The organism is Ancylobacter sp. FA202 (assembly GCF_000380205.1).
Lineage (GTDB): Bacteria > Pseudomonadota > Alphaproteobacteria > Rhizobiales > Xanthobacteraceae > Ancylobacter.
Map to the genome: position 1 here is coordinate 1,963,655 of NZ_KB904818.1, position 19,045 is coordinate 1,982,699.

At 69.7% G+C, this 19,045-nt stretch carries 19 protein-coding genes; 5 read left to right on the plus strand and 14 right to left on the minus strand.

The genetic code is table 11. The features are described from left to right. Position 1 precedes the first annotated feature (1 nt). On the plus strand, positions 2–1,351 hold the full coding sequence (locus tag A3M1_RS0108950) for a folylpolyglutamate synthase/dihydrofolate synthase family protein (RefSeq protein ID WP_018388618.1): 1,350 nt from the start codon (positions 2–4) through the stop codon (positions 1,349–1,351). A gap of 89 nt (positions 1,352–1,440) precedes the next feature. After that, entirely contained in the window at positions 1,441–1,917 is a 477-nt protein-coding gene (locus A3M1_RS0108955) for a hypothetical protein (protein ID WP_018388619.1), read from the plus strand. Positions 1,918–1,970: 53 nt separating this feature from the next. Here A3M1_RS0108955 and infC read toward each other — a convergent pair whose 3' ends face one another. After that, positions 1,971–2,495: a translation initiation factor IF-3 gene (infC, locus tag A3M1_RS0108960; protein WP_018388620.1), complete on the minus strand. Its 525-nt coding sequence runs from the start codon at positions 2,493–2,495 to the stop codon at positions 1,971–1,973. A gap of 324 nt (positions 2,496–2,819) precedes the next feature. Between infC and A3M1_RS0108965 the strand changes: the two genes are divergently transcribed. Then, positions 2,820–3,611 (plus strand): carboxylesterase, encoded by a 792-nt coding sequence (locus A3M1_RS0108965; protein WP_018388621.1) that lies wholly within the window; start codon positions 2,820–2,822, stop codon positions 3,609–3,611. A gap of 36 nt (positions 3,612–3,647) precedes the next feature. On the opposite strand, the gene rsmD is transcribed toward A3M1_RS0108965, so the two are convergent. Continuing rightward, positions 3,648–4,208, minus strand: a complete 561-nt coding sequence (gene rsmD, locus A3M1_RS0108970; RefSeq protein WP_018388622.1) for a 16S rRNA (guanine(966)-N(2))-methyltransferase RsmD — start codon at positions 4,206–4,208, stop codon at positions 3,648–3,650. An 11-nt stretch (positions 4,209–4,219) separates the two neighbouring features. After that, a complete protein-coding gene (locus A3M1_RS0108975) occupies positions 4,220–6,433 on the minus strand; it encodes a pseudouridine synthase (protein WP_018388623.1) in 2,214 nt (737 codons plus the stop codon). Between the two features lie 141 nt (positions 6,434–6,574). On the opposite strand from A3M1_RS0108975, the gene A3M1_RS0108980 reads away from it, so the two are divergent. Then, entirely contained in the window at positions 6,575–7,006 is a 432-nt protein-coding gene (locus A3M1_RS0108980) for a nucleoside deaminase (protein WP_026221229.1), read from the plus strand. Positions 7,007–7,065: 59 nt separating this feature from the next. Here A3M1_RS0108980 and A3M1_RS0108985 read toward each other — a convergent pair whose 3' ends face one another. From A3M1_RS0108985 to A3M1_RS0109025, 9 genes are all read right to left on the minus strand, one after another. Then, on the minus strand, positions 7,066–8,061 hold the full coding sequence (locus A3M1_RS0108985; protein ID WP_018388625.1) for a patatin-like phospholipase family protein: 996 nt from the start codon (positions 8,059–8,061) through the stop codon (positions 7,066–7,068). Between the two features lie 114 nt (positions 8,062–8,175). Beyond that, positions 8,176–9,441 (minus strand): phosphoribosylamine--glycine ligase, encoded by a 1,266-nt coding sequence (gene purD, locus A3M1_RS0108990; protein WP_018388626.1) that lies wholly within the window; start codon positions 9,439–9,441, stop codon positions 8,176–8,178. Positions 9,442–9,686: 245 nt separating this feature from the next. After that, a complete protein-coding gene (locus A3M1_RS0108995; protein ID WP_018388627.1) occupies positions 9,687–11,687 on the minus strand; it encodes a MacB family efflux pump subunit in 2,001 nt (666 codons plus the stop codon). A 4-nt stretch (positions 11,688–11,691) separates the two neighbouring features. After that, positions 11,692–12,891: an efflux RND transporter periplasmic adaptor subunit gene (locus tag A3M1_RS0109000; protein ID WP_018388628.1), complete on the minus strand. Its 1,200-nt coding sequence runs from the start codon at positions 12,889–12,891 to the stop codon at positions 11,692–11,694. Positions 12,892–13,026: 135 nt separating this feature from the next. Beyond that, positions 13,027–13,221, minus strand: a complete 195-nt coding sequence (locus tag A3M1_RS0109005; protein ID WP_018388629.1) for a hypothetical protein — start codon at positions 13,219–13,221, stop codon at positions 13,027–13,029. Positions 13,222–13,255: 34 nt separating this feature from the next. Then, positions 13,256–14,161: a S49 family peptidase gene (locus tag A3M1_RS0109010; protein WP_018388630.1), complete on the minus strand. Its 906-nt coding sequence runs from the start codon at positions 14,159–14,161 to the stop codon at positions 13,256–13,258. 72 nt (positions 14,162–14,233) lie between these two features. Then, complete coding sequence (locus A3M1_RS0109015; protein ID WP_018388631.1) at positions 14,234–15,022, minus strand: tRNA1(Val) (adenine(37)-N6)-methyltransferase; 789 nt, start codon at positions 15,020–15,022, stop codon at positions 14,234–14,236. Between the two features lie 20 nt (positions 15,023–15,042). Then, positions 15,043–15,267 (minus strand): DUF2007 domain-containing protein, encoded by a 225-nt coding sequence (locus tag A3M1_RS0109020; RefSeq protein WP_018388632.1) that lies wholly within the window; start codon positions 15,265–15,267, stop codon positions 15,043–15,045. Between the two features lie 70 nt (positions 15,268–15,337). Beyond that, complete coding sequence (locus A3M1_RS0109025) at positions 15,338–16,393, minus strand: rhamnan synthesis F family protein (RefSeq protein WP_018388633.1); 1,056 nt, start codon at positions 16,391–16,393, stop codon at positions 15,338–15,340. A gap of 243 nt (positions 16,394–16,636) precedes the next feature. Between A3M1_RS0109025 and A3M1_RS0109030 the strand changes: the two genes are divergently transcribed. Continuing rightward, positions 16,637–17,656, plus strand: coding sequence for a polyprenyl synthetase family protein (locus A3M1_RS0109030; RefSeq protein WP_018388634.1), 1,020 nt, complete (start codon positions 16,637–16,639; stop codon positions 17,654–17,656). A gap of 4 nt (positions 17,657–17,660) precedes the next feature. Here the strand turns inward: A3M1_RS0109030 and A3M1_RS0109035 are convergent, their stop codons facing one another. Both A3M1_RS0109035 and A3M1_RS0109040 read right to left on the minus strand, forming a co-directional pair. Beyond that, positions 17,661–17,984 carry a YnfA family protein gene (locus tag A3M1_RS0109035; protein ID WP_018388635.1) on the minus strand — a complete coding sequence of 108 codons (324 nt, stop codon included), beginning with the start codon at positions 17,982–17,984 and terminating at the stop codon, positions 17,661–17,663. Positions 17,985–17,996: 12 nt separating this feature from the next. Then, positions 17,997–18,887 (minus strand): 4-(cytidine 5'-diphospho)-2-C-methyl-D-erythritol kinase, encoded by an 891-nt coding sequence (locus A3M1_RS0109040; protein WP_198291126.1) that lies wholly within the window; start codon positions 18,885–18,887, stop codon positions 17,997–17,999. Positions 18,888–19,045: the final 158 nt, after the last annotated feature.

The window sequence follows — 19,045 nt, forward strand, 5'->3', positions numbered from 1 at the left end:
CATGACCGCGCTTCCCGCCGCCGGCCCCGGCCCCATCGAGGGGTCGCTGCGGCCGGTGGACGCCATTTTCGACCGCCTGCTGGCGCTGCACCCGAAGCTGATCGACCTGTCGCTCGACCGCATGTGGCGGCTGCTCGACCGGCTCGGCCATCCCGAGCATCGGCTGCCGCCGGTCATCCATGTCGCCGGCACAAATGGCAAGGGCTCCACCGTCGCCTTCATGCGGGCGATACTGGAAGCCGCCGGCAAGCGGGTGCATGTCTACACCTCGCCGCATCTGGTGCGCTTCAACGAGCGCATACGCCTCGCCGGCACGCTGGTCGACGATGCAAGGCTCACGCAGGCGCTGGCGCGGGCGGAAGAGGCCAATGGCGGCGAGCCGATCACGTTTTTCGAGATCACCACGGCGGCGGCGATGCTGCTGTTTGCGGAGGTGCCCGCCGACATATTGCTGCTGGAGGTCGGCCTCGGCGGCCGGCTCGACGCCACCAATGTGATCGACAAGCCGCTGGTGAGCGTCATCACCCCCGTCTCGATCGACCATGTCGATTTTCTCGGCGAGACCGTGGCCGAGATCGCCGGCGAGAAGGCCGGCATTCTCAAGCGCGGCGTGCCGGCCGTGCTTGGCTACCAGCCGCGCGAGGCGCTGGCGGCGATCGAGCGGCAGGCGGCTCGGCTAGGCGTGCCGCTCTCGGTGATGGGCGAGCACTATCAGGCGCATGAGGAGGGCGGCCGGCTGGTCGTCGCCGACGAGGCCGGGCTGATGGACCTGCCGCGCCCGCGCCTTGTCGGGCCGCACCAGATCGTCAATGCCGGGCTGGCGGTGGAGGCGCTGCGGGTGGCCGATCTCGGCCTGCCGGCGCACGCCTTCGAGGAGGGTATGCGGTCGGCGCAGTGGCCGGCGCGGCTGCAGCGGCTTGGCCCCGGCCCGCTCACCCAGCGGGCACCGGAAGGCGTCGACATCTGGCTCGATGGCGGCCACAACGCCGCCGGCGGTCAGGCGCTCGCCGCCGCGCTGGCCGATCTGGAAGACCGGGTGTCGCGGCCACTGGTGCTGATCGTCGGCATGCTGGGGAACAAGGACGCGGACGCCTTCCTGGCGCCCTTCGCCGGCTTGGCCCGCGAGCTGGTGGCGGTGCCGGTGCCCGGCGAGCACAAGGGCGCGGCGCCGGAGGCGCTGGCGGAAGCGGCGCGGGCGCACGGCCTCGACGCCTCGACCGCCCCAAGTGTTGCCGCCGCGCTGGAGGGGCTTTCGGCCTTTCCGGTCGGCGCGGCGCCCCGGGTACTGATCGCAGGCTCGCTCTATCTCGCCGGCGCCGTGCTGGGCGAGAACGGCGCGCTGCCGGACTAGGCGGCCGAAGGCTCCATAGACCAACCCCCCGGGAATGCGGTACTCAACTGCCAGTTACATGGTAATGTTGCGCACCAAAGGGGGAAATGATGCGTGTCGCGTTAGCTATCGTGGGGATTTTCGTGTCCGCGACCGCCGTAGGGGCCGACGAGATCAAGAAGCGCTTTGGTACGTGGGAAGTGTCCATCGACAAAGACAGGTTCAATGGAGAGTCAAAAGTCATTGCCCTGTCGATGCAGCAGGGAGATGCGGTTGCCGTGCGATGCTTCCCGCCGGAGGTTTCCGTCGTCGTCGGCGAGCTTTCCCTCGGCGCGGGTCGCTTTGAGGAAGGCATGGAATTCGACGTACGTTTTCGTGCCGACGAAGGCGAGATCATCGAAGCAACGGGCGTCGCTCTGAGCGATAAGATTATTCAGGTTGAGGAATCCCGACCCATGGCGGAGGCGATCAAGAAAGCAAAAGAATTTGCATTCCGCCTTTCGTTCAGGGGCGTAACCTTCGACAAGGTCTTCAAGACAGGCAAAGGCGGGCAGGCGCTCGGAGAAGTTTTCAAGGCTTGTCCATAAGCTCGGGGCCGGCATCTCTGCCAGCCCCGTCTTGCTCGGACGACCAGCGCGCGTCAGCGCGGTGCCAGCACCATGATCATCTGGCGGCCTTCGAGCGAGGGCTCGGCCTCGACCTTGGCAATGGTCGCCAGCTCTTCCTTGACCTTGTTCAGCAGCTTGTAGCCCAGCTCCTGATGCGCCATCTCGCGACCGCGGAAGCGCAGGGTGATCTTCACCTTGTCGCCTTCCTCGAAGAAGCGGTGGATGGACTTCATCTTCACCTCATAGTCATGGGTGTCGATGCCGGGGCGCAGCTTGATTTCCTTGATCTCGACGACGTGCTGCTTCTTGCGCGCCTCGTTGGCCTTCTTCTGGTTCTGGTATTTGAACCGGCCATAGTCGAGAATCTTGCAGACCGGCGGCGCCGAATTCGGGGCGATCTCGACGAGATCGAGACCGGCCTCCTGCGCCATCGCGATCGCGTCGCGCGTGAGCACGACACCGAGGTTCTGCCCCTCCTGATCGATGAGCTGAACTTCGCGGATGCGGATGTCTTCGTTGACGCGCGGACCGTCCTTTTCCGGCGCGACGGGTCTCATGGGGCGACGAATGGCGTCTTCTCCTCTGCCATTTCAGATAGTGGCGTTTTCACCGCGCCTCGAAGGTCGCCGGCCGGCTGATTTCCGCGCGCGTAAAACGGTCGCAGAAGATCGTGACAAACCCGACAGAAGTCAACGGCGTGACGGCCGCGATCGCATGTAATTACGCATGCCAGCAGCACTTACCCGCCCTGGAGCTCCGTCCTGCTGTTCGCGCGCGATCCCTAGCTGTAAGCCAAGATGGCGCTGCCGGGGCGAATCGCAAGAGGCTGGCACCGCGCGGCACGCCCACCGCACCCGCCGATGGTTGAGGAAGGACCCTTGATGAACCACCCCGCCGACACCGACGACGCACCCCACTTTCTCACCGTCGGCGACGACGCCAGGGCCATCGCGGTGCGCGTGACCCCGGGAGTTTCGACCGCCGAAAAGCCGGGCGTCCTGTGGTGCGGCGGCTTTCTCTCCGATATGCGGGGCAGCAAGGCGCAGGCGCTGGCCGAATGGGGCGCGCGCACCGGGCGGCGCATCGTGCGCTTCGACTATTCCGGCCATGGCGAATCGGCTGGTGCCTTCGAGGACGGCACGATCTCGCGCTGGGCGCAGGATGCCCTCGCCGTGCTCGACGCCGAGACGACGGGCCCGCAGATCGTCGTCGGCTCCTCGATGGGCGGCTGGATCGCGCTGCTGCTGGCGCGGGCGCTGGCGGCGCGGGGCGAGGCCGGCCGGCTCGCCGCGCTGGTGCTGATCGCCCCCGCGCCCGATTTCACCGAGGAGCTGATGTGGAAGGCGATGCCGGACGATGTCCGCGCCACGCTGCTGCGGGAGGGTCGCTGGGTGCGCCCGTCGCAATATGGCCCCGGGCAGGTCATTACCCGCGGGCTGATCGAGGACGGGCGGTCAAACCTCGTGCTCGGCTCGCCCTTCGCCGTAGGGTGCCCGGTGCGGATCCTGCAGGGCGTGGCCGACCCTGATGTGCCCTGGCAGCACGCGCTGCGCCTCGTCACCTGCTTGGCCGAGGACGATGTGGTGCTGAGCCTGATCAAGGATGGCGACCACCGCCTGTCCCGGCCCGAAGACATTGAGCGCATCCTGGCGGCGGTGGCGGAAGTGGGGTGAGCAGGGCGCCGGCGCGCCGGCCGGTCGCGGCCGGCTTCAGCCGCCCGGCGCGCGCAGGAAGACGATCTCGCTGCTGTCGTAGCGGCGGCGCTCAAGCTCCTCGAAGCCCTCCGGGGCGGTGAAAGCGGCCTCGACCGATTCCTCCACCACGACAAGCGCGCCGGGCGCGAGCCACCGGCCCGCCAGCGCCCCGGCCACTGCCTTCTCGGCGAGGCCGCGGCCATAGGGGGGATCGCAGAAAACGAGGTCGAAGGCATCGCTGGCGAAGGCCTCGCCGAGCTTGGTGGCATCGCGGCGGAAAATGCGGGTGATGCCGGCGACGCCGAGCGTCTCGACATTGGCGCGGATCAGCCCGCGCGGTTCCGGCGCCTCATCGACGAACACCGCCAGCTTCGCGCCGCGTGACAGCGCTTCCAGCCCCAGCGCGCCGGTGCCGGCGAACAGGTCGAGCACGCGGGCGCCGTTCGCCGCATCGCCATAGGCATGGGCGAGCACGTTGAACAGCGCCTCGCGCAACCGGTCGGAGGTCGGGCGCGTGGCCATGGAGGAGGGCGCGCGCAACGTCCGCCCCTTGAAGCGCCCGCCGACGATTCGCATGGCCGGGTCCGTCAGCTACGCGGCGAACGGGGCGGGCGGCCAGAAGGTTTGCCGCCAGAAGGCTTCCCGCCAGAAGGCTTCCCGCCAGAAGGCTTGCCGCCAGAAGGCTTGCCGCCAGAGGGCCGGCCGCCGGCAGGCTTGCTGCCGAAGGGCTTGCCGCCACCCGGACGACCCGCCGGCTTGCCAAACGGTTTTCCGCCGGCCGGTCGGCCACCCTCAGGACGGTCGCTCGAGGGTTTGCCGAACGGCCTGCCGCCGGACGGGCGCCCGCCCGGCTTGTCGGCGAAGTTCTTGGCGCCATAGCTTTTGCCGCCGCCGCCCGAGGGCTTGTCGCCGAAGGAACGGCCTCCGGACGGCCGCTCTCCGCGCGGGGCACGGTCGTCGCGGGGCGCACGATCGTCGCGTGAACGGAACGGCCGCGCCGAATCCGGACGCGCGCCCTCGGGACGCTCGCGACGCGCGGGACGCTCATCACCCTCCGGCCGGGGCCGGAAGGAACGTGCGGGCCGTTCGCCCTCGGGGCGCGGCGTGCGCTCGCGGAACGGGCGGGCCGCATCCGGGCGTGCGCCCTCGGGACGTTCGCGGCGGGCCGGGCGCTCGTCGCCTTCCGGACGTGGCCGGAAGCTGCGCGACTGCTCGGACTTCACCCGGCCGCTATAGGGCCGGGCGCTGCCGGCACCACGGAAGGAACGCCCGCCTTCGGGGCGCTCCGGTCGTTCGCTGCGCTCGGGCCGCTCGGAGCCCACGCTGCGGAAGGGACGCTCGCTCCGCTCACCTTGCGGACGAGGCGCGCGTTCGCGGAACGGACGCTCGGCGCGTTCGGGACGCTCGGGGCGATCGCCGCGAGCCGGACGCTCCGCGCGCGGAGCCTCACTGCTTTCGTCCCGGCTGCGGAAGGTGCGCTCGCTGGCGTCGCCTTCCCGCTCGAATCGCGGGCGGGAGGGGCGCGGCCCGCCGACCTTGCGGTCGCGGCTGGAGGCACCGGTACGGGCGGGGCGTTCGCTGAAAGGGCGATCCTCGCGGGTGGGGCGGGCCTCGCCGGCTTCGACAGCCTGATCCGGGCGCTTGCGAAAGGTCCGCTCGCCGCCGCGTTCGCCGGTGGCGGCGCCGGGGCGCTTGCCGGTCCGCACGCTGGCACGTTCCTCGTCGCGACGGGCGCGGGCCGGCGCGGGCTCGGGCGCCGGCTCGGTGGAGCGCACGCGCTGCACCAGCACCTTGCGGCCCTTGCGGTCGGCCACGATGCTGGCCTTCACGCTCTTGCCCTCGCCCGGCTCGGTGTTGATGGGTAGGCGGCGGTGGCGGTCCTCGGCCCCTTCCGGCTTGGCGTAGCGCGGTTTCGCCGCCCCCTTGGCGGGGCGGGCTGGCGCTTCGTCCTCGGCATGGTTGAACATCGGGCCGTCGAAATCAGCGCCGGCGGCCTTGGACAAGGCTTCGCCGAGCTGGTCGGCCAGCACGCGCGTGCGCACTTCCTCGGCCTCGCCCTGCGGCAGCTCGCCGAGCTGGAACGGGCCATAGGAGAGGCGGATCAGCCGGTTCACGTCGAGCCCGAGCGAGCCCAGAACGTTACGTACTTCGCGGTTCTTGCCCTCGCGCAGCGCCAGGGTCAGCCACACATTGGCGCCCTGCACCCGGTCGAGCACCGCCTCGATCGGCCCGTAATGCACGCCCTCGACGGTGATGCCGGCGATCAGCGCGTCGAGCTTGTCCTGGGTGATGTCGCCCTTGGCGCGCACGCGGTAGCGGCGAAGCCAGCCGGTTTCCGGCAGCTCCAGCACCCGCGAGAGCCCGCCATCATTGGTGAGCAGGATCAACCCCTCGGTGTTGAGATCGAGCCGGCCAACGGAGACGAGGCGCGGCAGGCCGGCGGGCAGGATCTCGAACAGGGTGGGGCGGCCTTCCGGGTCGAAATTGGTCGTCACCACGCCTTTGGGCTTGTGGTAGAGGAACAGCCTTGTGCGCTCCTTCTCCGGCAGCTTGACGCCGTCGACGGTGATCTCGTCCTCGGCGGTCACCGTGCGGGCCGGGCTTTCCAGCACCTCGCCATTCACCGCCACGCGCCCGGCCAGGATCCACTCCTCGATCTCGCGGCGCGAGCCGAGGCCGGCGCGGGCCACCACCTTGGCGATGCGTTCCGCCTCGCGCGGTCCCGCCTCCTCTGGCGCGGCCGGACGGGCGGCGCGGGGAACGCGGTTGATTTCCTTGCGGGGCGGCGTGTTTTTGGGCATGGGGATTGATCCGGTCTCCGGGCGGCGGGTGCTAGCATGTCCTGCGGGGGGATGCGAGCTTTTGGCGAGCTTTAGACGAGTAGGGCCTTGACGAACGAGCGTTCTGACGCCGCCGGCACTGGCTGGGCACGCCGCGATTTCATGCGGCTTGCCCTCCTTGAGGCGGCGCGCGCCGCCACCCGCGGCGAGGTGCCGGTGGGCGCGGTGCTGGTGAAAGACGGCACGGTGCTCGCCGCCGACGGCAACCGCACCCGCGAGCTTTCCGACCCCTCCGCCCATGCGGAGATGCTGGTCATCCGCGCGGCGGCCGCCCGTCTCGGCAATGATCGGCTCACCGACTGCGATCTCTACGTCACTCTGGAGCCTTGTACCATGTGCGCGGCGGCGATTTCGTTCGCGCGGCTGCGCCGGGTCTATTACGGCGCGGCCGATCCCAAGGGTGGGGCGGTGGAAAGCGGCGTGCGCTTCTTCGCCCAGCCGACCTGCCACCACCGGCCGGATGTCTATGGCGGCCTGGGCGAGAGCGAGGCGGCGAGCCTGCTGCGCGGCTTCTTCGCCGGGCGGCGGGAGTAGAGTGTTTTCAAGCGAAGTGGATGTCGGGTCGCGTCAGGAAAACGCGACAAACCAAAGGTCTATCCCAGAACCGCCTCCAGCCGGCGCTTCACCTCGTCCTTGACCGGCTCGGCCGCCTTGAGGATGGCGGCGGCGCGGAAGAAGTCGAGCACGCGGAAATCATTCACATTCGGGCGGATCAGGATATCCGGCGCCCCGGATTTCAGCTTCTCGCCGACAATCGAGGAGGCCATGATCTGCAGCGTGGCGAACATCGCCTCGAAAGGCGCCGGCACGCCGCGCATCTCCGTGCCATGGCCGCCGGTGATGTCGACGGCGATGACCACATCGGCCCGGGCGCGCAGCAGGTCGAAGGGCAGCGGATTTACCGCGCCGCCATCGACCAGCGTATGGCCGTCCAGCTGCACCGGCCGGATGAGGCCGGGAATGGCCAGCGAGGCCGCCACCGCCGGGCGGATCGGCCCGCCGGCGAAGGTGCGCTCGCAGCGCTCCCAGTAATCAGTTGCGACCACCTGCAGCGGAATCGACAGTTCCTCGAAGGTCTCCGGCACCGCCTCCGGCATGAAACCGCCGATAAAGCGCTCGGCATCGATCAGCACCGGGTTGCCGAGCCCGGCGCCGAAGAGATCGGAAATGCGCCCCACCCGCGCGGCGAGCAGGCGCTTCATCACCTCGCCGCGATTCTTGAGCGTGTGGGTGACGAGATGGCGGATGTCGCGCGCGGGCATGCCAGCGGCATAGACGCTGGCGAACAGCGCGCCGATGGAGGCCCCGGCCATGGCGGTGGGGCGCAGGCCGAGATCGTCCAGTGCTTCCAGTACGAGAATATGCGAGAGGCCGCGCGCCCCGCCCGAGCCCAGCGCGACGCCGAGCGTCGGCACGCGGTGCGCCGGGGCGCCCGGCACGGTGCCACCGGGCGAGGAGATTGCGCCGCGCGCAGCCGTTTCCTCCGGCGCCGAGGAGGAGGCTGCCGGCGCAAGCTCGCCGACCGAGGCATCGCTCGCCGGCGAACGCCGCCGCCGGCCAGAGGTGGAATCATCCATGGTTTCGCCCATGCACGTGTTCTGCCACGGGCCCGCGGCATTTGTTTGAACATGGGCACGCCGGCACGGCGACGCCAGAGCGGGCGGCCCGCATTCGGCGGAATAGCGGGCTTTCCGCCGCCCGGCTCAGTCGCCCAGCGCTCGCCAGGCGATGTCGCGGCGGCAGAAGCCTTCCGGCCAGTCGATACGGGCGATGGCGTCATAGGCCCGTTCGCGCGCCTCGGCGACATTGCCGCCGAGCGCGGTGACGGTCAGCACCCGCCCGCCATGGGCGAGGATGGCCTCGCCCTCCCGGCGGGTGCCGGCATGAAACACCTTCACGCCGGGAACGGTCTCCGCAGCCTCCAGCCCGCCAATGCGCGAGCCCTTGCCATAGGGGCCGGGATAGCCCTTGGTCGCCATGACGACGGAAATTGCCGCGTCGGGCTTCAGCGCGACCGGCTGGTCCTCCAGCCGTCCGGTGGCGACGGCGGCGAGCAGCGGCAGCAAATCGCCCTCCATCCGCATCATCAGCACCTGGCATTCGGGATCGCCGAAGCGGACATTATATTCGATCAGCTTGGGCCCTTCGCGGGTGATCATCAGCCCGGCGAACAGCACGCCGCGAAACGGGCTCGCCGCATCGGCCAGCGCGCGGGCGGTGGGCTTGACGATCTCGTGCAGGGTGCGCCGTTCCATCTCGGCGGTGAACACCGGGGCGGGCGAATAGGCGCCCATGCCGCCCGTGTTCGGCCCCTCGTCATTGTCGAAGGCGCGCTTGTGGTCCTGCGCCGAGCCGAAGGGCAGCACGGTCTCGCCATCGACCAGGCAGAAGAACGAGACTTCCTCGCCGTCGAGGAATTCCTCGATCAGTATTTCCGTGCCGGCGCCGCCCATGGCGAACACCTCGTCGACACCGGCCAGCGCCTCCTCCAGCGTCATCGCCACGATCACGCCCTTGCCGGCCATCAGCCCGTCAGCCTTGAGCACGATCGGCGCGCCGTGGTGCTGGACGAAGGCGCGAGCGCCTTCCACATCGGTGAAGCGGCCGAAGGCGGCCGTGGGGATGTCGTGCGCCTTGCACAATTCCTTGGTGAAGAGCTTGGAGCCCTCCAGCTGCGCCGCCACCCGGCGCGGGCCGAACACGGCGATGCCCTCGCTGATCAGCCGGTCGGCGATGCCGTCCACCAGCGGCGCCTCCGGGCCGACGACCACCAGGTCGATCTTCTCGGCGAGACACAGCGTGACGATGGCGTCATGGTCTTCCAGCGGCACGCTGTCGAAACAGGTGGCGAACTGGGCGATGCCGGGATTGCCGGGCAGCGCGAAGAAGGCGTCCATCAGCGGGCTCTGCGCCAGCTTCCAGGCGAGCGCATGCTCGCGGCCCCCTGAGCCGAGCAGAAGAACATTCATGCGGCAACCTCGATCTGCGCGCCCCGGCGGGCGCCTCGCTGAGCGTTTCGCCTAAACGTTCGGACGGCGAGGGGCAAGGGGGGAGGGCGAAAGGTGGCCCGGACCGACGTCGCCCACATCCTTCGAGGCTCGGGCTTTGCCCGAGCACCTCAGGATGACGTCGCACCAGCGAAGACGAAACACGTTCGTCATGCTGAGGTGCTGCCCGCGAAGCACGCAGGCGAGCCTTCAGGCGGCGCCCTTCATTACTCATAGGCCAGCGCCACCACCGGATCGAGCCCCGCCGCCTTGCGGGCGGGCAGGTAGCCGAAGACGAGGCCGGTGAGGAAGGCGCAGGCGAAGGCCAGCAGCGGCGGCATCAGCGAGAGCACGATGGTCACGCCCATGCCCTCCAGCCCCAGCGCGGCGGCGAGGCCGAGGCCGACACCCACCGCTCCGCCCACCGAGCACACCACCAGCGCCTCGGTGTTGAACTGCAGCATGATGTTGCTCATGCGCGCGCCTGTCGCCATGCGGATGCCGATTTCGCGGGTGCGCTCGGTCACGCTCACCAGCATGATGTTCATCACCCCGATGCCGGCCACCAGCAACGAGATGGCAGCGACGCAGCCGAGCACGAGGGTGAGCGTGTTCTGCGTCTCCATCGCCGTTTCCAGGAACTGCGCGGTGTTGCGCACTTGGAAATCCTCTGCCTGGTGGCGCTCGGCGAGGGTGCGGGTGATCGCCGCCTCCACCGCCGGAATGTCGCCGGCCTCCGTCACTTTGATCGTGACCGAGTTGAGGAACTGCCGGCCGAACACCCGCACGAAGCCGGTGGAGAGCGGCACCAGCGCCACGTCGTCCTGGTCCTGGCCGAAGGCGTTGGCGCCGCGCGGGGCGAGCACGCCGATCACCTCATAGGGCACGTTCTTGACCATGACATAGCGCCCGATCGGGTCATCGGCGCCGAACAGGTTCTGCGCCACGGTCTGCCCCAGCACCGTCACCGGCGCATAGGCGCGCACATCGGCCGGGGTGAACATCACCCCACGGGCCAGCGCCCAGTCGCGGGCGGCGAGATAGTCGGGCGTGGTGCCGGTCACGGTGGTGAAATAGTCGAGCGAGCCGTAGCGCATCGTGTAGCGGCCGGAGCGGTCCGGGGCGATGGCCTCGATGCCCGGAATGGCCTTCAGCGCCTCGGCATCTTCCGCCAGCAGCGTTGCATTGTCGCCGGCGGTCCGGATGCCCGGTGCGCCGGGGCGGACGATGAGCAGATTGGTGCCGATCTGGGAAATGCGGTCCAGCACGCTCTGCTTGCCGCCATCGCCCACCGCCAGCATGGTGATGACGGAGGCGACGCCGATGACGATGCCGAGCAGAGTCAGCGCGGTGCGGAATAGGTTCGCCGTCATCGAGGCGAAGGCCATGCGCACCGCTTCTGCCAGATCCGGCACGAAGCGCGCCAGCCCGCCGCGCCGGGCCGGGCCGGTGCCGGGCAGGGGGGCGCGGGCGGGCTCTTCCTGGCGCCGCTCGTCGGAAACGATCCGCCCGTCCTGGAAGCGCACCACGCGCCGGGCATGGGCGGCGACATCGGGATCGTGGGTGATGAGGATGACGGTGTGGCCCTCGGCGTTCAATTCGCCGAGCAGCGCCAGCACCTCCTCGCCGGAGCGTGAATCGAGCGCGCCGGTCGGCTCGTCGGCCAGGATGACGGGCGCCGCGTTCATCAGCGCGCGGGCGATGGAGACGCGCTGCTGCTGGCCGCCGGAAAGCTGGTTCGGCCGGTGCTCGCTGCGCTCGCCGAGCCCGAGCCGGGCGAGTAGCTCATGCGCCCGCTCCTCCCGCGCCTCGCGCCCCATGCCGGCATAGATGGCGGGAATGGCGACATTCTCCGCCGCCGTAAGGCTGGGCAGAAGATTGTAGCGCTGGAACACGAAACCGAAGGTGGAGCAGCGCAGTTCCGCGAGTTCGTCCGGGCCCAGTTCCTCCACATCCACCCCGTCGACGCGGTAGGCGCCGGTCGACACCCGGTCGAGGCAGCCGATGATGTTCATCAGCGTCGACTTGCCCGAGCCGGACTGGCCCATGATGGCGATGAATTCGCCGGGCTGGATGGAGAGCGACACACGGTCGAGCGCGCGCACCACGCTCTCGCCATTGGGATAGATGCGGCTGACATCGACCAGCTCGACGATCGGCCGCACGCCCTCGCCCGGCGGGCGGGGCGCGGCGGCGCGTTCTTCGATGCGGGTCGTGGCCTCACTCATGGCGTCAGCCCAGGCGCGGCGGCATGGAGGGGCGCCCGCCGCCCGGGCGTGGGCCGGCCGGGGCGTTGGTGCCTGTAATGACAGTCTCGCCTGGCTCCAGCCCCTCCAGAATCTGGGTCTGGCTGCGGTTGGACAGGCCGGTCTTCACCGGGCGCTCCTGCGGCCCCTGCGGGGTGAGTACGCGCACGCTCTGGCTGCCGTCGCGGGCGGTGCGGATCGCCGGGGTCGGCACCAGCGGCACGTCCCGCGCCTCGCCGAGGCGGAAGAACACCTGCGCCGTCATGTCGGTCATCAGCATGAGGTCTTCATTGGGCACGTCGATCAGCACATTGTAGAGCACCACGTCGTTGACGATGGTCGGCGTCGGCTCGATCTGCCGCACCGTGCCGCGCCAGCGCCGGTCCGGCAGGCCGAGCGTGGAGAAGGAGGCCGGCGTGCCCACGGTGATGCGGGGAATGTCTCCCTCCGCCACCTGCGCCGTCACCGTCATCGTCTGCAGGTCGGCGATGCGCAGCACGATGGGGGCGGACTGGTTGGCGTTCAGCGTGCCGCCCTCGCGGGCGGTGATGGAGACGACGGTGCCGTCCATCGGCGCGTAAATCTTGGTGTAGCCGAGATTGGCGAGGTCGCCGTCCAGCGTCGCCTGCATCTGCGCGATCTGCGCCTTCAGCGCGTCTATCTTGGCCTCGCTGATCTGCTCGGTCGCCATGGCGGCGTCGGCGGCGTCCTTGCTGCCGGACTGGTTCTTGAGCAATTGCTGGGCGCGCTCATTGCGCAGCTTGTCGAGGGTGAGCTGGGCTTCGGCCTGCGCCAGCTGGGCGCGCAGATTGTCGAGGCTGGCGCGGTCGCCGGCGACGCGGGTCTGGTAGACGGTGGGGTCGATCTCGGCCAGCAGGTCGCCCTTTTTCACCACGCTCCCGACATCGGGGTGGATGGTGCGCAGCTGGCCGGACACCTGCGTGCCGACATCGACATAGGTCTTGGGCTGCATCTTGGCGATGGCGTTGACGCTGGTCTCGATGTCGCCGCGCGCGACAACCGCCGTCTGGAAGACGGCCGCCTCCTCGGGCGCCTGGGCGCCGGCAAAGTAATAATACCCGCCTCCGGCCATCAGCAGCGCGGCGAGCAGCCACGGCCAGCGGCTTCGCCGCCGCCGGCGCGTCGTCTTCTCACCCGTCCAGCTGTTTTCCGCCTTCTGCAACATCACGCCATTCCGTCCTCGCCAGCCTCAAGGCGTAAGGCCTAAGTCACGGCGGATAAAGTGAATTCGCGGTAATGATGGGGTGCGGCGGCAAGATTGGAGCCGCTCCAGCCTGGGGCCGGAGGCGCGGGCCGAGCCCTAGGAATCACCCGGCCGGTATTCGCCGGTGGCGGGGTCGCGGCGCAGCGTGGCGCGAGGGTCGAGCGCCCCCGCCTTCTCGGCCCGGCGCTGGGCGTCGAGCTCGGTGTTCACGCGGCGGGATTCGCGCACCAGCACCTTGACCAGGGCGGCGGTGCCGAGGGCACCCAGGGCGAGAATGAAGACGGGCGGCATGAGGGTGTTTCCGAGAGGGGGCGGCAGCGGCGCGTCAGAGCCCGAAGCGGCTCCATAATGCGCGTTCCTCTGCGGCGGAAATGAGAGCCTGCGCCGCCCCGGCGCCGATATTGGCCGCCGCGCCGCCGCCCGTTACCGCGCTCATCGCCACGCCGGGCGAGCGACGGCCGAACAGGCCGGGCTTCACCTCGATCAGCGGGGTGCGGACATTCTCGCCATAGCGGGCGCGCAGGAAGCCGCGCAGGTCGCCGATGGCGTCGACAAGGCCGAGCTCCTGCGCCTGCGGCGCCGCCCAGAACTCGCCGGAGAACAGCGTGTCGTCATCGCCGGAGAGAACGTCGCCGCGCCGCGCCTTCACCAGCGCCACGAAGGCGGCATGGATCTCCTGCTGCAGCGCCTTCAGCCGCTCGATATCCTCGGCCTTCTCCGGCTGGAACGGGTCGAGCATCACCTTGCGGGTGCCGGCGGTGTAGACGCGGCGCTCGATGCCGAGCTTTTCCAGCGCGGCGGGGAAGCCGAAGCCGGCGCTCACCACGCCGATGGAGCCGAGAATGGAGAAATCATCGGCGACGATCTCGTCGGCCGCGCAGGCCAGCATATAGCCGCCCGAGGCTGCGACATCCTCGACAAAGGCGATCACCGGAAGCTTCTTCTCGACCGCGAGGGCGCGGATGCGCTTGTAGACGAGGTGCGACTGCGTCGGCGCGCCGCCCGGCGAATTGATCACCAGCGCCACCGCCTTGGCGCCCTTCACCGCGAAGGCGCGCTCCAGCGCTTTCGACGTGTTGGCGAAGGTGATGCCGGGGCGGAACGGGCTGGCCATGCCGATCGCCCCGTTCAGCCGCACCACCGGCACGACAGGCGTGCCGCCGCGCAGCCTGGCGGGCAGGAAGGGATCGAGACGGCGGCGGAGGTCTTGGACGAAGGATGAAGTGGCCATGCCGTAGAGATAGGGTGCCTTCGGCCTTTGCTCAATGCGTCGTCGCGCCGGGGCGACGCATTGAGCCTCGCGTCATTCCGGCCCGATCGCCCCGCCCTCGCGCAGCACATACTCGGCGGCGGCACTCGGCCGGCCGTCGCTTCCCGCCAGCACCAGCGCCGGCACCAGTGCCGGCGGTGTGCGGCGGCCCTTGATGGCGCCGATCAGCAGCCGGTTGGCCGGCGCTTCGGGGGAAGGGTGGACCGGGCGGATCGTCACGGCGCCGAATCGGCCCTTCAGCCCGACCAGCAGCGCTTCGATGGCCTCCGGCCGGTGGATCAGCGCCAGCCGCCCACCCGGCGCCAGCAACCGCTCCGCTGCCCGCAGCCAGATCTCGACATCGGCATCGGCGATGGCGTGGGCGAGCGCTCTTCCGGCGTGCGGCGACGCGCGGTGGCGGGCTGGGTCGTTGAAGGGAGGGTTCATCAGCACCAGATCGGCCGCGCCGGCGGCTGGCATATCCGGGCCGGACGGGCGCCCGAGCCGGGCGACATCGGCGCAGACCACCCGCACCCGCTCGGCGAGGCCCGGCGCTTGGCGTGCGGCGTTGCGTGCGGCGAGGTCGGCCAGCGCCGGGTCGATCTCCACCAGTGTCAGCGCGGCGACGGGAACCCTTACGGCATAGGCGAGGCCGGCCGCGCCGACCCCGGTGCCAAGATCAACCGCGCGTCCGGCTTCCGGCGCGCTGGCCGCCAGCAGCAGCGCGTCATGGCCGGCGCGGTGGCCGCGCGTGGGTTGCAGCAGCCGCAGGCGCCCGCCGAGAAAGGCGTCGTCGGTCAGTGCGGCAGGGGACGATGCATCGTCCGTTGGCACCTCGCCCATCGGCTCGCGCCTCGCATCGCTCATGCGTCGCCGAGCGCGGCGCCGAAGCCGGCCTCGTCCAGCAGTGCCCGCGCCTCCTCTTCCCGCTCGCCCTCCACCAGCAGGCGACGTGGCAGCAGGCCGATCGAGCCTTCCATCACGCTCATATGCTGGTCGAGCACGAGATGGCCGATCCCCGCGCTGTCGAGCAGGGCCGTTATCGCGGAAAGGAGGACGACGTCATTGGTCCGGATGAGTTCACGCATCGCGCTATATGAGGCAGCAAGCCGCCCGCAAGGCAAGCCGGCCGCGTTTGATGCAGGCGGGCGGGCCGTCTCAGAGCCGCATCTCGGCCCGCACGGCGGGCTCGAAATCCGTGTCGAGGCCGAGGCGGACGAGTTCCCGGTACTGGATCGGCAGCTTGCGCTTCAGTGCCGGCAGGCCGAGCTCCAGCACGAATTCGGGGTGCATCAACGGAAAGGAAGCGAAGAGCCGCTTGCGGCGGATCGGGCCGGCCAGCGCGTCGCGGATGCGCAGCGGCGACCATCCCTTGTCGATCAGCGGCTGGAGCCTGGCCGCGTCCTTCGGGTTCAGCCGGCACTGATAGGCGAAGATGCGGGAGAGCTTGTCCGGGTCGTCCAGCGTCATTAGCCGGTCGATCACAGTGCGCCAGTGGACGAGTGCGCCGAGCGTATAGCCCCGGCGGACGAAATGGCGCGACAGGCCGCGCTCCAGCCGCCGCACCACCAGGTGCTTGTTGTCGATGAGCGGCATGTCGCGCCAGAAGGCGAGGAATTCCTCGCTCGCAAGCAGGCGCGGCGAGAAGCGCAGGAAGTAGGACTGCACATAGTCCCGGCTCACGCCGAAGCGAGGCACGCCATTGAGCAGAAAGCCGAACACGTCTTCCGGCGCCTGTCGGCAGCGCGCCAGCGCATCGCAATCCGTGCGCAGCGGGAACCACAGGCTGTCATTCATCAGGAAGAGCATGCGCGGCCGCACGCCCCGCTCGAACAGCGTGAGGATACCCTCGCGAAAGCCGCCGAAATCATAGCCGAGATTGGGGCGCTCGATCACCAGATGCGTGGCCTCGCCCAGTCTTTCGCGATCCTCCTCGCGCAGTGGCGCATTGGACACGACGACGCAGGCAATGCCGTGACGGGCGAAATGGGCCAGGGTGGAGAAGGTGGAGGCGGGGATGCCGGCGCGCGGAAAGATCACCAGAATGGCGACATCGTCGGCAATCGGCTGTTTTCCCAGCGTAATCTTTACGCTGTGCGGGCGCCCTGAATCGTAGTCCCGGCGCTGCACGGCGCCGAGAAACATCCAAGGCACGCTGGACAGCTTGGCGCGCCAGCGTCCCAGCTCCTTGCGGACCTTTAAAAACAACGCCAAGCCCGTGATCCCAAGACACTCTAGTATCGAGATACTAGTCAATTCCATGTTATCTTCGCAACAGCTGGTTTGATTTCTCCCCCGGGCCAAATCGAACTCCCGCCAGCCGGGCCCGCGCGCGCCGTTCCGCCGGTCGGCGGGGGCCGACGAAAACTTTCGCCTTCGGGCGCGGTAAGCTATGACGACCCTCCGGGTCACGCGCGTATCGCCGCTCGCCGTCGCCATTGCTGAGGGAGCCCACCTGTGTCCGTCGCCTACTCCTTCACTCCCGCCGTGACGGGGTCCGAAGCCTCGCTGGCGGGCATCGTCACGCTCGTGCAGGCCGATATGGGGCGCGTGAACGCGCTGATCCTGTCGCGCACCGGTTCCGACGTGGCGATGATTCCGGAGGTTGCGCAGCACCTCATCTCATCAGGCGGCAAGCGCCTGCGCCCCATGCTCACCCTCGCGACCGGCGCGCTGGCGGGCTATGAGGGCGAGGGCACGGTCAAGCTTGCCGCCTCGGTCGAGTTCATGCACACGGCGACGCTGCTGCATGACGACGTGGTCGACGACAGCGAGATGCGTCGCGGCAAGCTGGCCGCCCGCATGCTGTGGGGCAACGAGGCCAGCGTGCTGGTCGGCGACTTCCTGCTCGGCCAAGCCTTCCGCATGATGATCGAGGTCGGCAACATGCGGGCGCTCGACATCCTCTCCACCGCCGCCGTGGTCATCGCTGAAGGTGAGGTCGCCCAGCTCGCCGCCGCCAAGAACATCGGCACGGACGAGGACGCCTATCTCGCCGTCATCCGCGGCAAGACCGCCGAGCTGTTCGCCGCCGCCTGCGAGGTCGGCCCGGTGCTGGCCGGACGGAGCGAGGCCGAGCAGGCCGCCTGCCGCGCCTATGGCATGAATCTCGGCATCGCCTTCCAGCTGGTCGACGATGCGCTGGACTATGGCGGCTCGCAGGCCGATCTCGGCAAGAATGTCGGCGACGATTTCCGCGAGGGCAAGATCACCCTGCCCATCGTGCTGGCGGTGCGGCGCGGCGACGAGGCGGAACGGGACTTCTGGCGCCGCTGCCTCGAACAGGGCGAGATCGGCGAGGGCGATCTCGAACAGGCGCTCGCGCTGCTGCTGCGCCATGGCGCCATCGCCGAGACGGTGGAGCGCGCCCGCGCCTATGGCGCGGCGGCCAAGCAGGCGCTCGATGTCTTCCCCGCCAGCCCGGCACGGGATGCGCTGCTCGACGTGGTCGATTTCTGCATCGCGCGGGTGCGGTGAGGCTTCACCCGCGCGGGGCGAAGACGATGAGCGCGGCGCCCATGAGGCACACCGCCCCGCCCATCAGGTCCCAGCGGTCGGGGCGAAACCCCTCAACCGCCCATAGCCAGGCCAGCGAGGCCGCGACATAGACCCCGCCATAGGCGGCGAAGGCGCGCCCGGCCGCCGCCGCCTCCACCTGTGTCAGGGCCGCAGCGAAGGCGAGGAGGCTCGCCGCTCCCGGCACCAGCCAGAGCGCATTCGCCCCGTTGCGGATCACCGCCCAGAAGGCGAAGCAGCCGGCGATCTCAAGCAAAGCGGCGGCGGCGAAGAGCAGCGCGGTGTGCATCACGCCTTCCGCCTATCCGATTACGGTCGACTTCACCCACCATTCCGGATGGGCGGCCGCCACGATCCGCGCCGCAGCGGCTGCCGCGCGGCAGTTGTCATAGAGCGCAAACATCGTTGCCCCGGAACCGGACATCCGCACCAGCCGCGCCCCCGCCGTCCCATGGAGCGCCGCCTCCACGGCGCCGAGCACCGGCGCCAGCGCCCGCGCCGGCGGCTCCAGATCATTGGGCTCGCTGCGCAGCCAGGCGAGCAGCCCGGAGCGCGTCGCTCCGGCGGGTTCGGGCCCTGCTTCCGCGCGGTGCGTGCCGGGCTCCAGCGCCAGCGCCAGCGCACGGAAGACATCGGCGGTGGCCATGGCGATGCGCGGATTGACCAGTACGGCGCCGAAGCGCGGCAAAGCGAGCGGCGTGATGGCCTCGCCGCGCCCGCCCATCACGCAGGAGCGCCCATAGAGGCAGGCCGGCACGTCCGAACCGGTGGCGAGCGCCGCATCGAACAGCCTTGGATCATTGCTCGCAAGCCCGTTCGCCCGGGCCAGCAGCCGCAGCGCCGCCGCCGCGTCCGCCGAGCCGCCGCCAAGGCCCGCCGCTACGGGCAGCCGCTTGGCGAGGGTGAAGCGCCCCGTTACGAGCCCCGGGACAAGCGCCGCCAGCGCCCGTGCCGCCCGCAGCACCAGATTGTCGCCCTCGCCGGCAAGCGACGGCGCGCCCGGTCCCTCCAGCATCAGCGCCAATTCCGCCCCCGGCAGGAGAGCCAGCCGGTCGCCCACGCCGGCAAAGGCAACAAGGCTCGACAAATCGTGATAGCCGTCGGTGCGCCGGCCGAGCACCCGCAAAGTGAGGTTGACCTTGGCGGGCGCACGCTCGCGCAGCACGGCATTTGGCGGAGGGTGAACAGACATGAACCGCTTATGCGACGTGCCTTCGCTGGCCGCAACCGCCGCCGCCCGCCCGTGCCTCCGGCGGGCACGAGATGACCGGGCTGACCCGCATAAACGCTCCCTCTACCGCTCCCTTGCACCCCGGGGCGGTTTGGCTGTATAAGCAGGGCATTCAACGA

Bases quoted from the DNA above. Each gene is read 5' to 3' on its own strand.
- A3M1_RS0108950 (WP_018388618.1), top strand. From the start codon at position 2: ATGACCGCGCTTCCCGCCGCCGGCCCCGGCCCCATCGAGGGGTCGCTG.
- A3M1_RS0108955 (WP_018388619.1), top strand. From the start codon at position 1,441: ATGCGTGTCGCGTTAGCTATCGTGGGGATTTTCGTGTCCGCGACCGCC.
- infC (WP_018388620.1), bottom strand. From the start codon at position 2,495: ATGAGACCCGTCGCGCCGGAAAAGGACGGTCCGCGCGTCAACGAAGAC.
- A3M1_RS0108965 (WP_018388621.1), top strand. From the start codon at position 2,820: ATGAACCACCCCGCCGACACCGACGACGCACCCCACTTTCTCACCGTC.
- rsmD (WP_018388622.1), bottom strand. From the start codon at position 4,208: ATGCGAATCGTCGGCGGGCGCTTCAAGGGGCGGACGTTGCGCGCGCCC.
- A3M1_RS0108975 (WP_018388623.1), bottom strand. From the start codon at position 6,433: ATGCCCAAAAACACGCCGCCCCGCAAGGAAATCAACCGCGTTCCCCGC.
- A3M1_RS0108980 (WP_026221229.1), top strand. From the start codon at position 6,575: ATGCGGCTTGCCCTCCTTGAGGCGGCGCGCGCCGCCACCCGCGGCGAG.
- A3M1_RS0108985 (WP_018388625.1), bottom strand. From the start codon at position 8,061: ATGGGCGAAACCATGGATGATTCCACCTCTGGCCGGCGGCGGCGTTCG.
- purD (WP_018388626.1), bottom strand. From the start codon at position 9,441: ATGAATGTTCTTCTGCTCGGCTCAGGGGGCCGCGAGCATGCGCTCGCC.
- A3M1_RS0108995 (WP_018388627.1), bottom strand. From the start codon at position 11,687: ATGAGTGAGGCCACGACCCGCATCGAAGAACGCGCCGCCGCGCCCCGC.
- A3M1_RS0109000 (WP_018388628.1), bottom strand. From the start codon at position 12,891: ATGTTGCAGAAGGCGGAAAACAGCTGGACGGGTGAGAAGACGACGCGC.
- A3M1_RS0109005 (WP_018388629.1), bottom strand. From the start codon at position 13,221: ATGCCGCCCGTCTTCATTCTCGCCCTGGGTGCCCTCGGCACCGCCGCC.
- A3M1_RS0109010 (WP_018388630.1), bottom strand. From the start codon at position 14,161: ATGGCCACTTCATCCTTCGTCCAAGACCTCCGCCGCCGTCTCGATCCC.
- A3M1_RS0109015 (WP_018388631.1), bottom strand. From the start codon at position 15,022: ATGGGCGAGGTGCCAACGGACGATGCATCGTCCCCTGCCGCACTGACC.
- A3M1_RS0109020 (WP_018388632.1), bottom strand. From the start codon at position 15,267: ATGCGTGAACTCATCCGGACCAATGACGTCGTCCTCCTTTCCGCGATA.
- A3M1_RS0109035 (WP_018388635.1), bottom strand. From the start codon at position 17,984: ATGCACACCGCGCTGCTCTTCGCCGCCGCCGCTTTGCTTGAGATCGCC.
- A3M1_RS0109040 (WP_198291126.1), bottom strand. From the start codon at position 18,887: ATGTCTGTTCACCCTCCGCCAAATGCCGTGCTGCGCGAGCGTGCGCCC.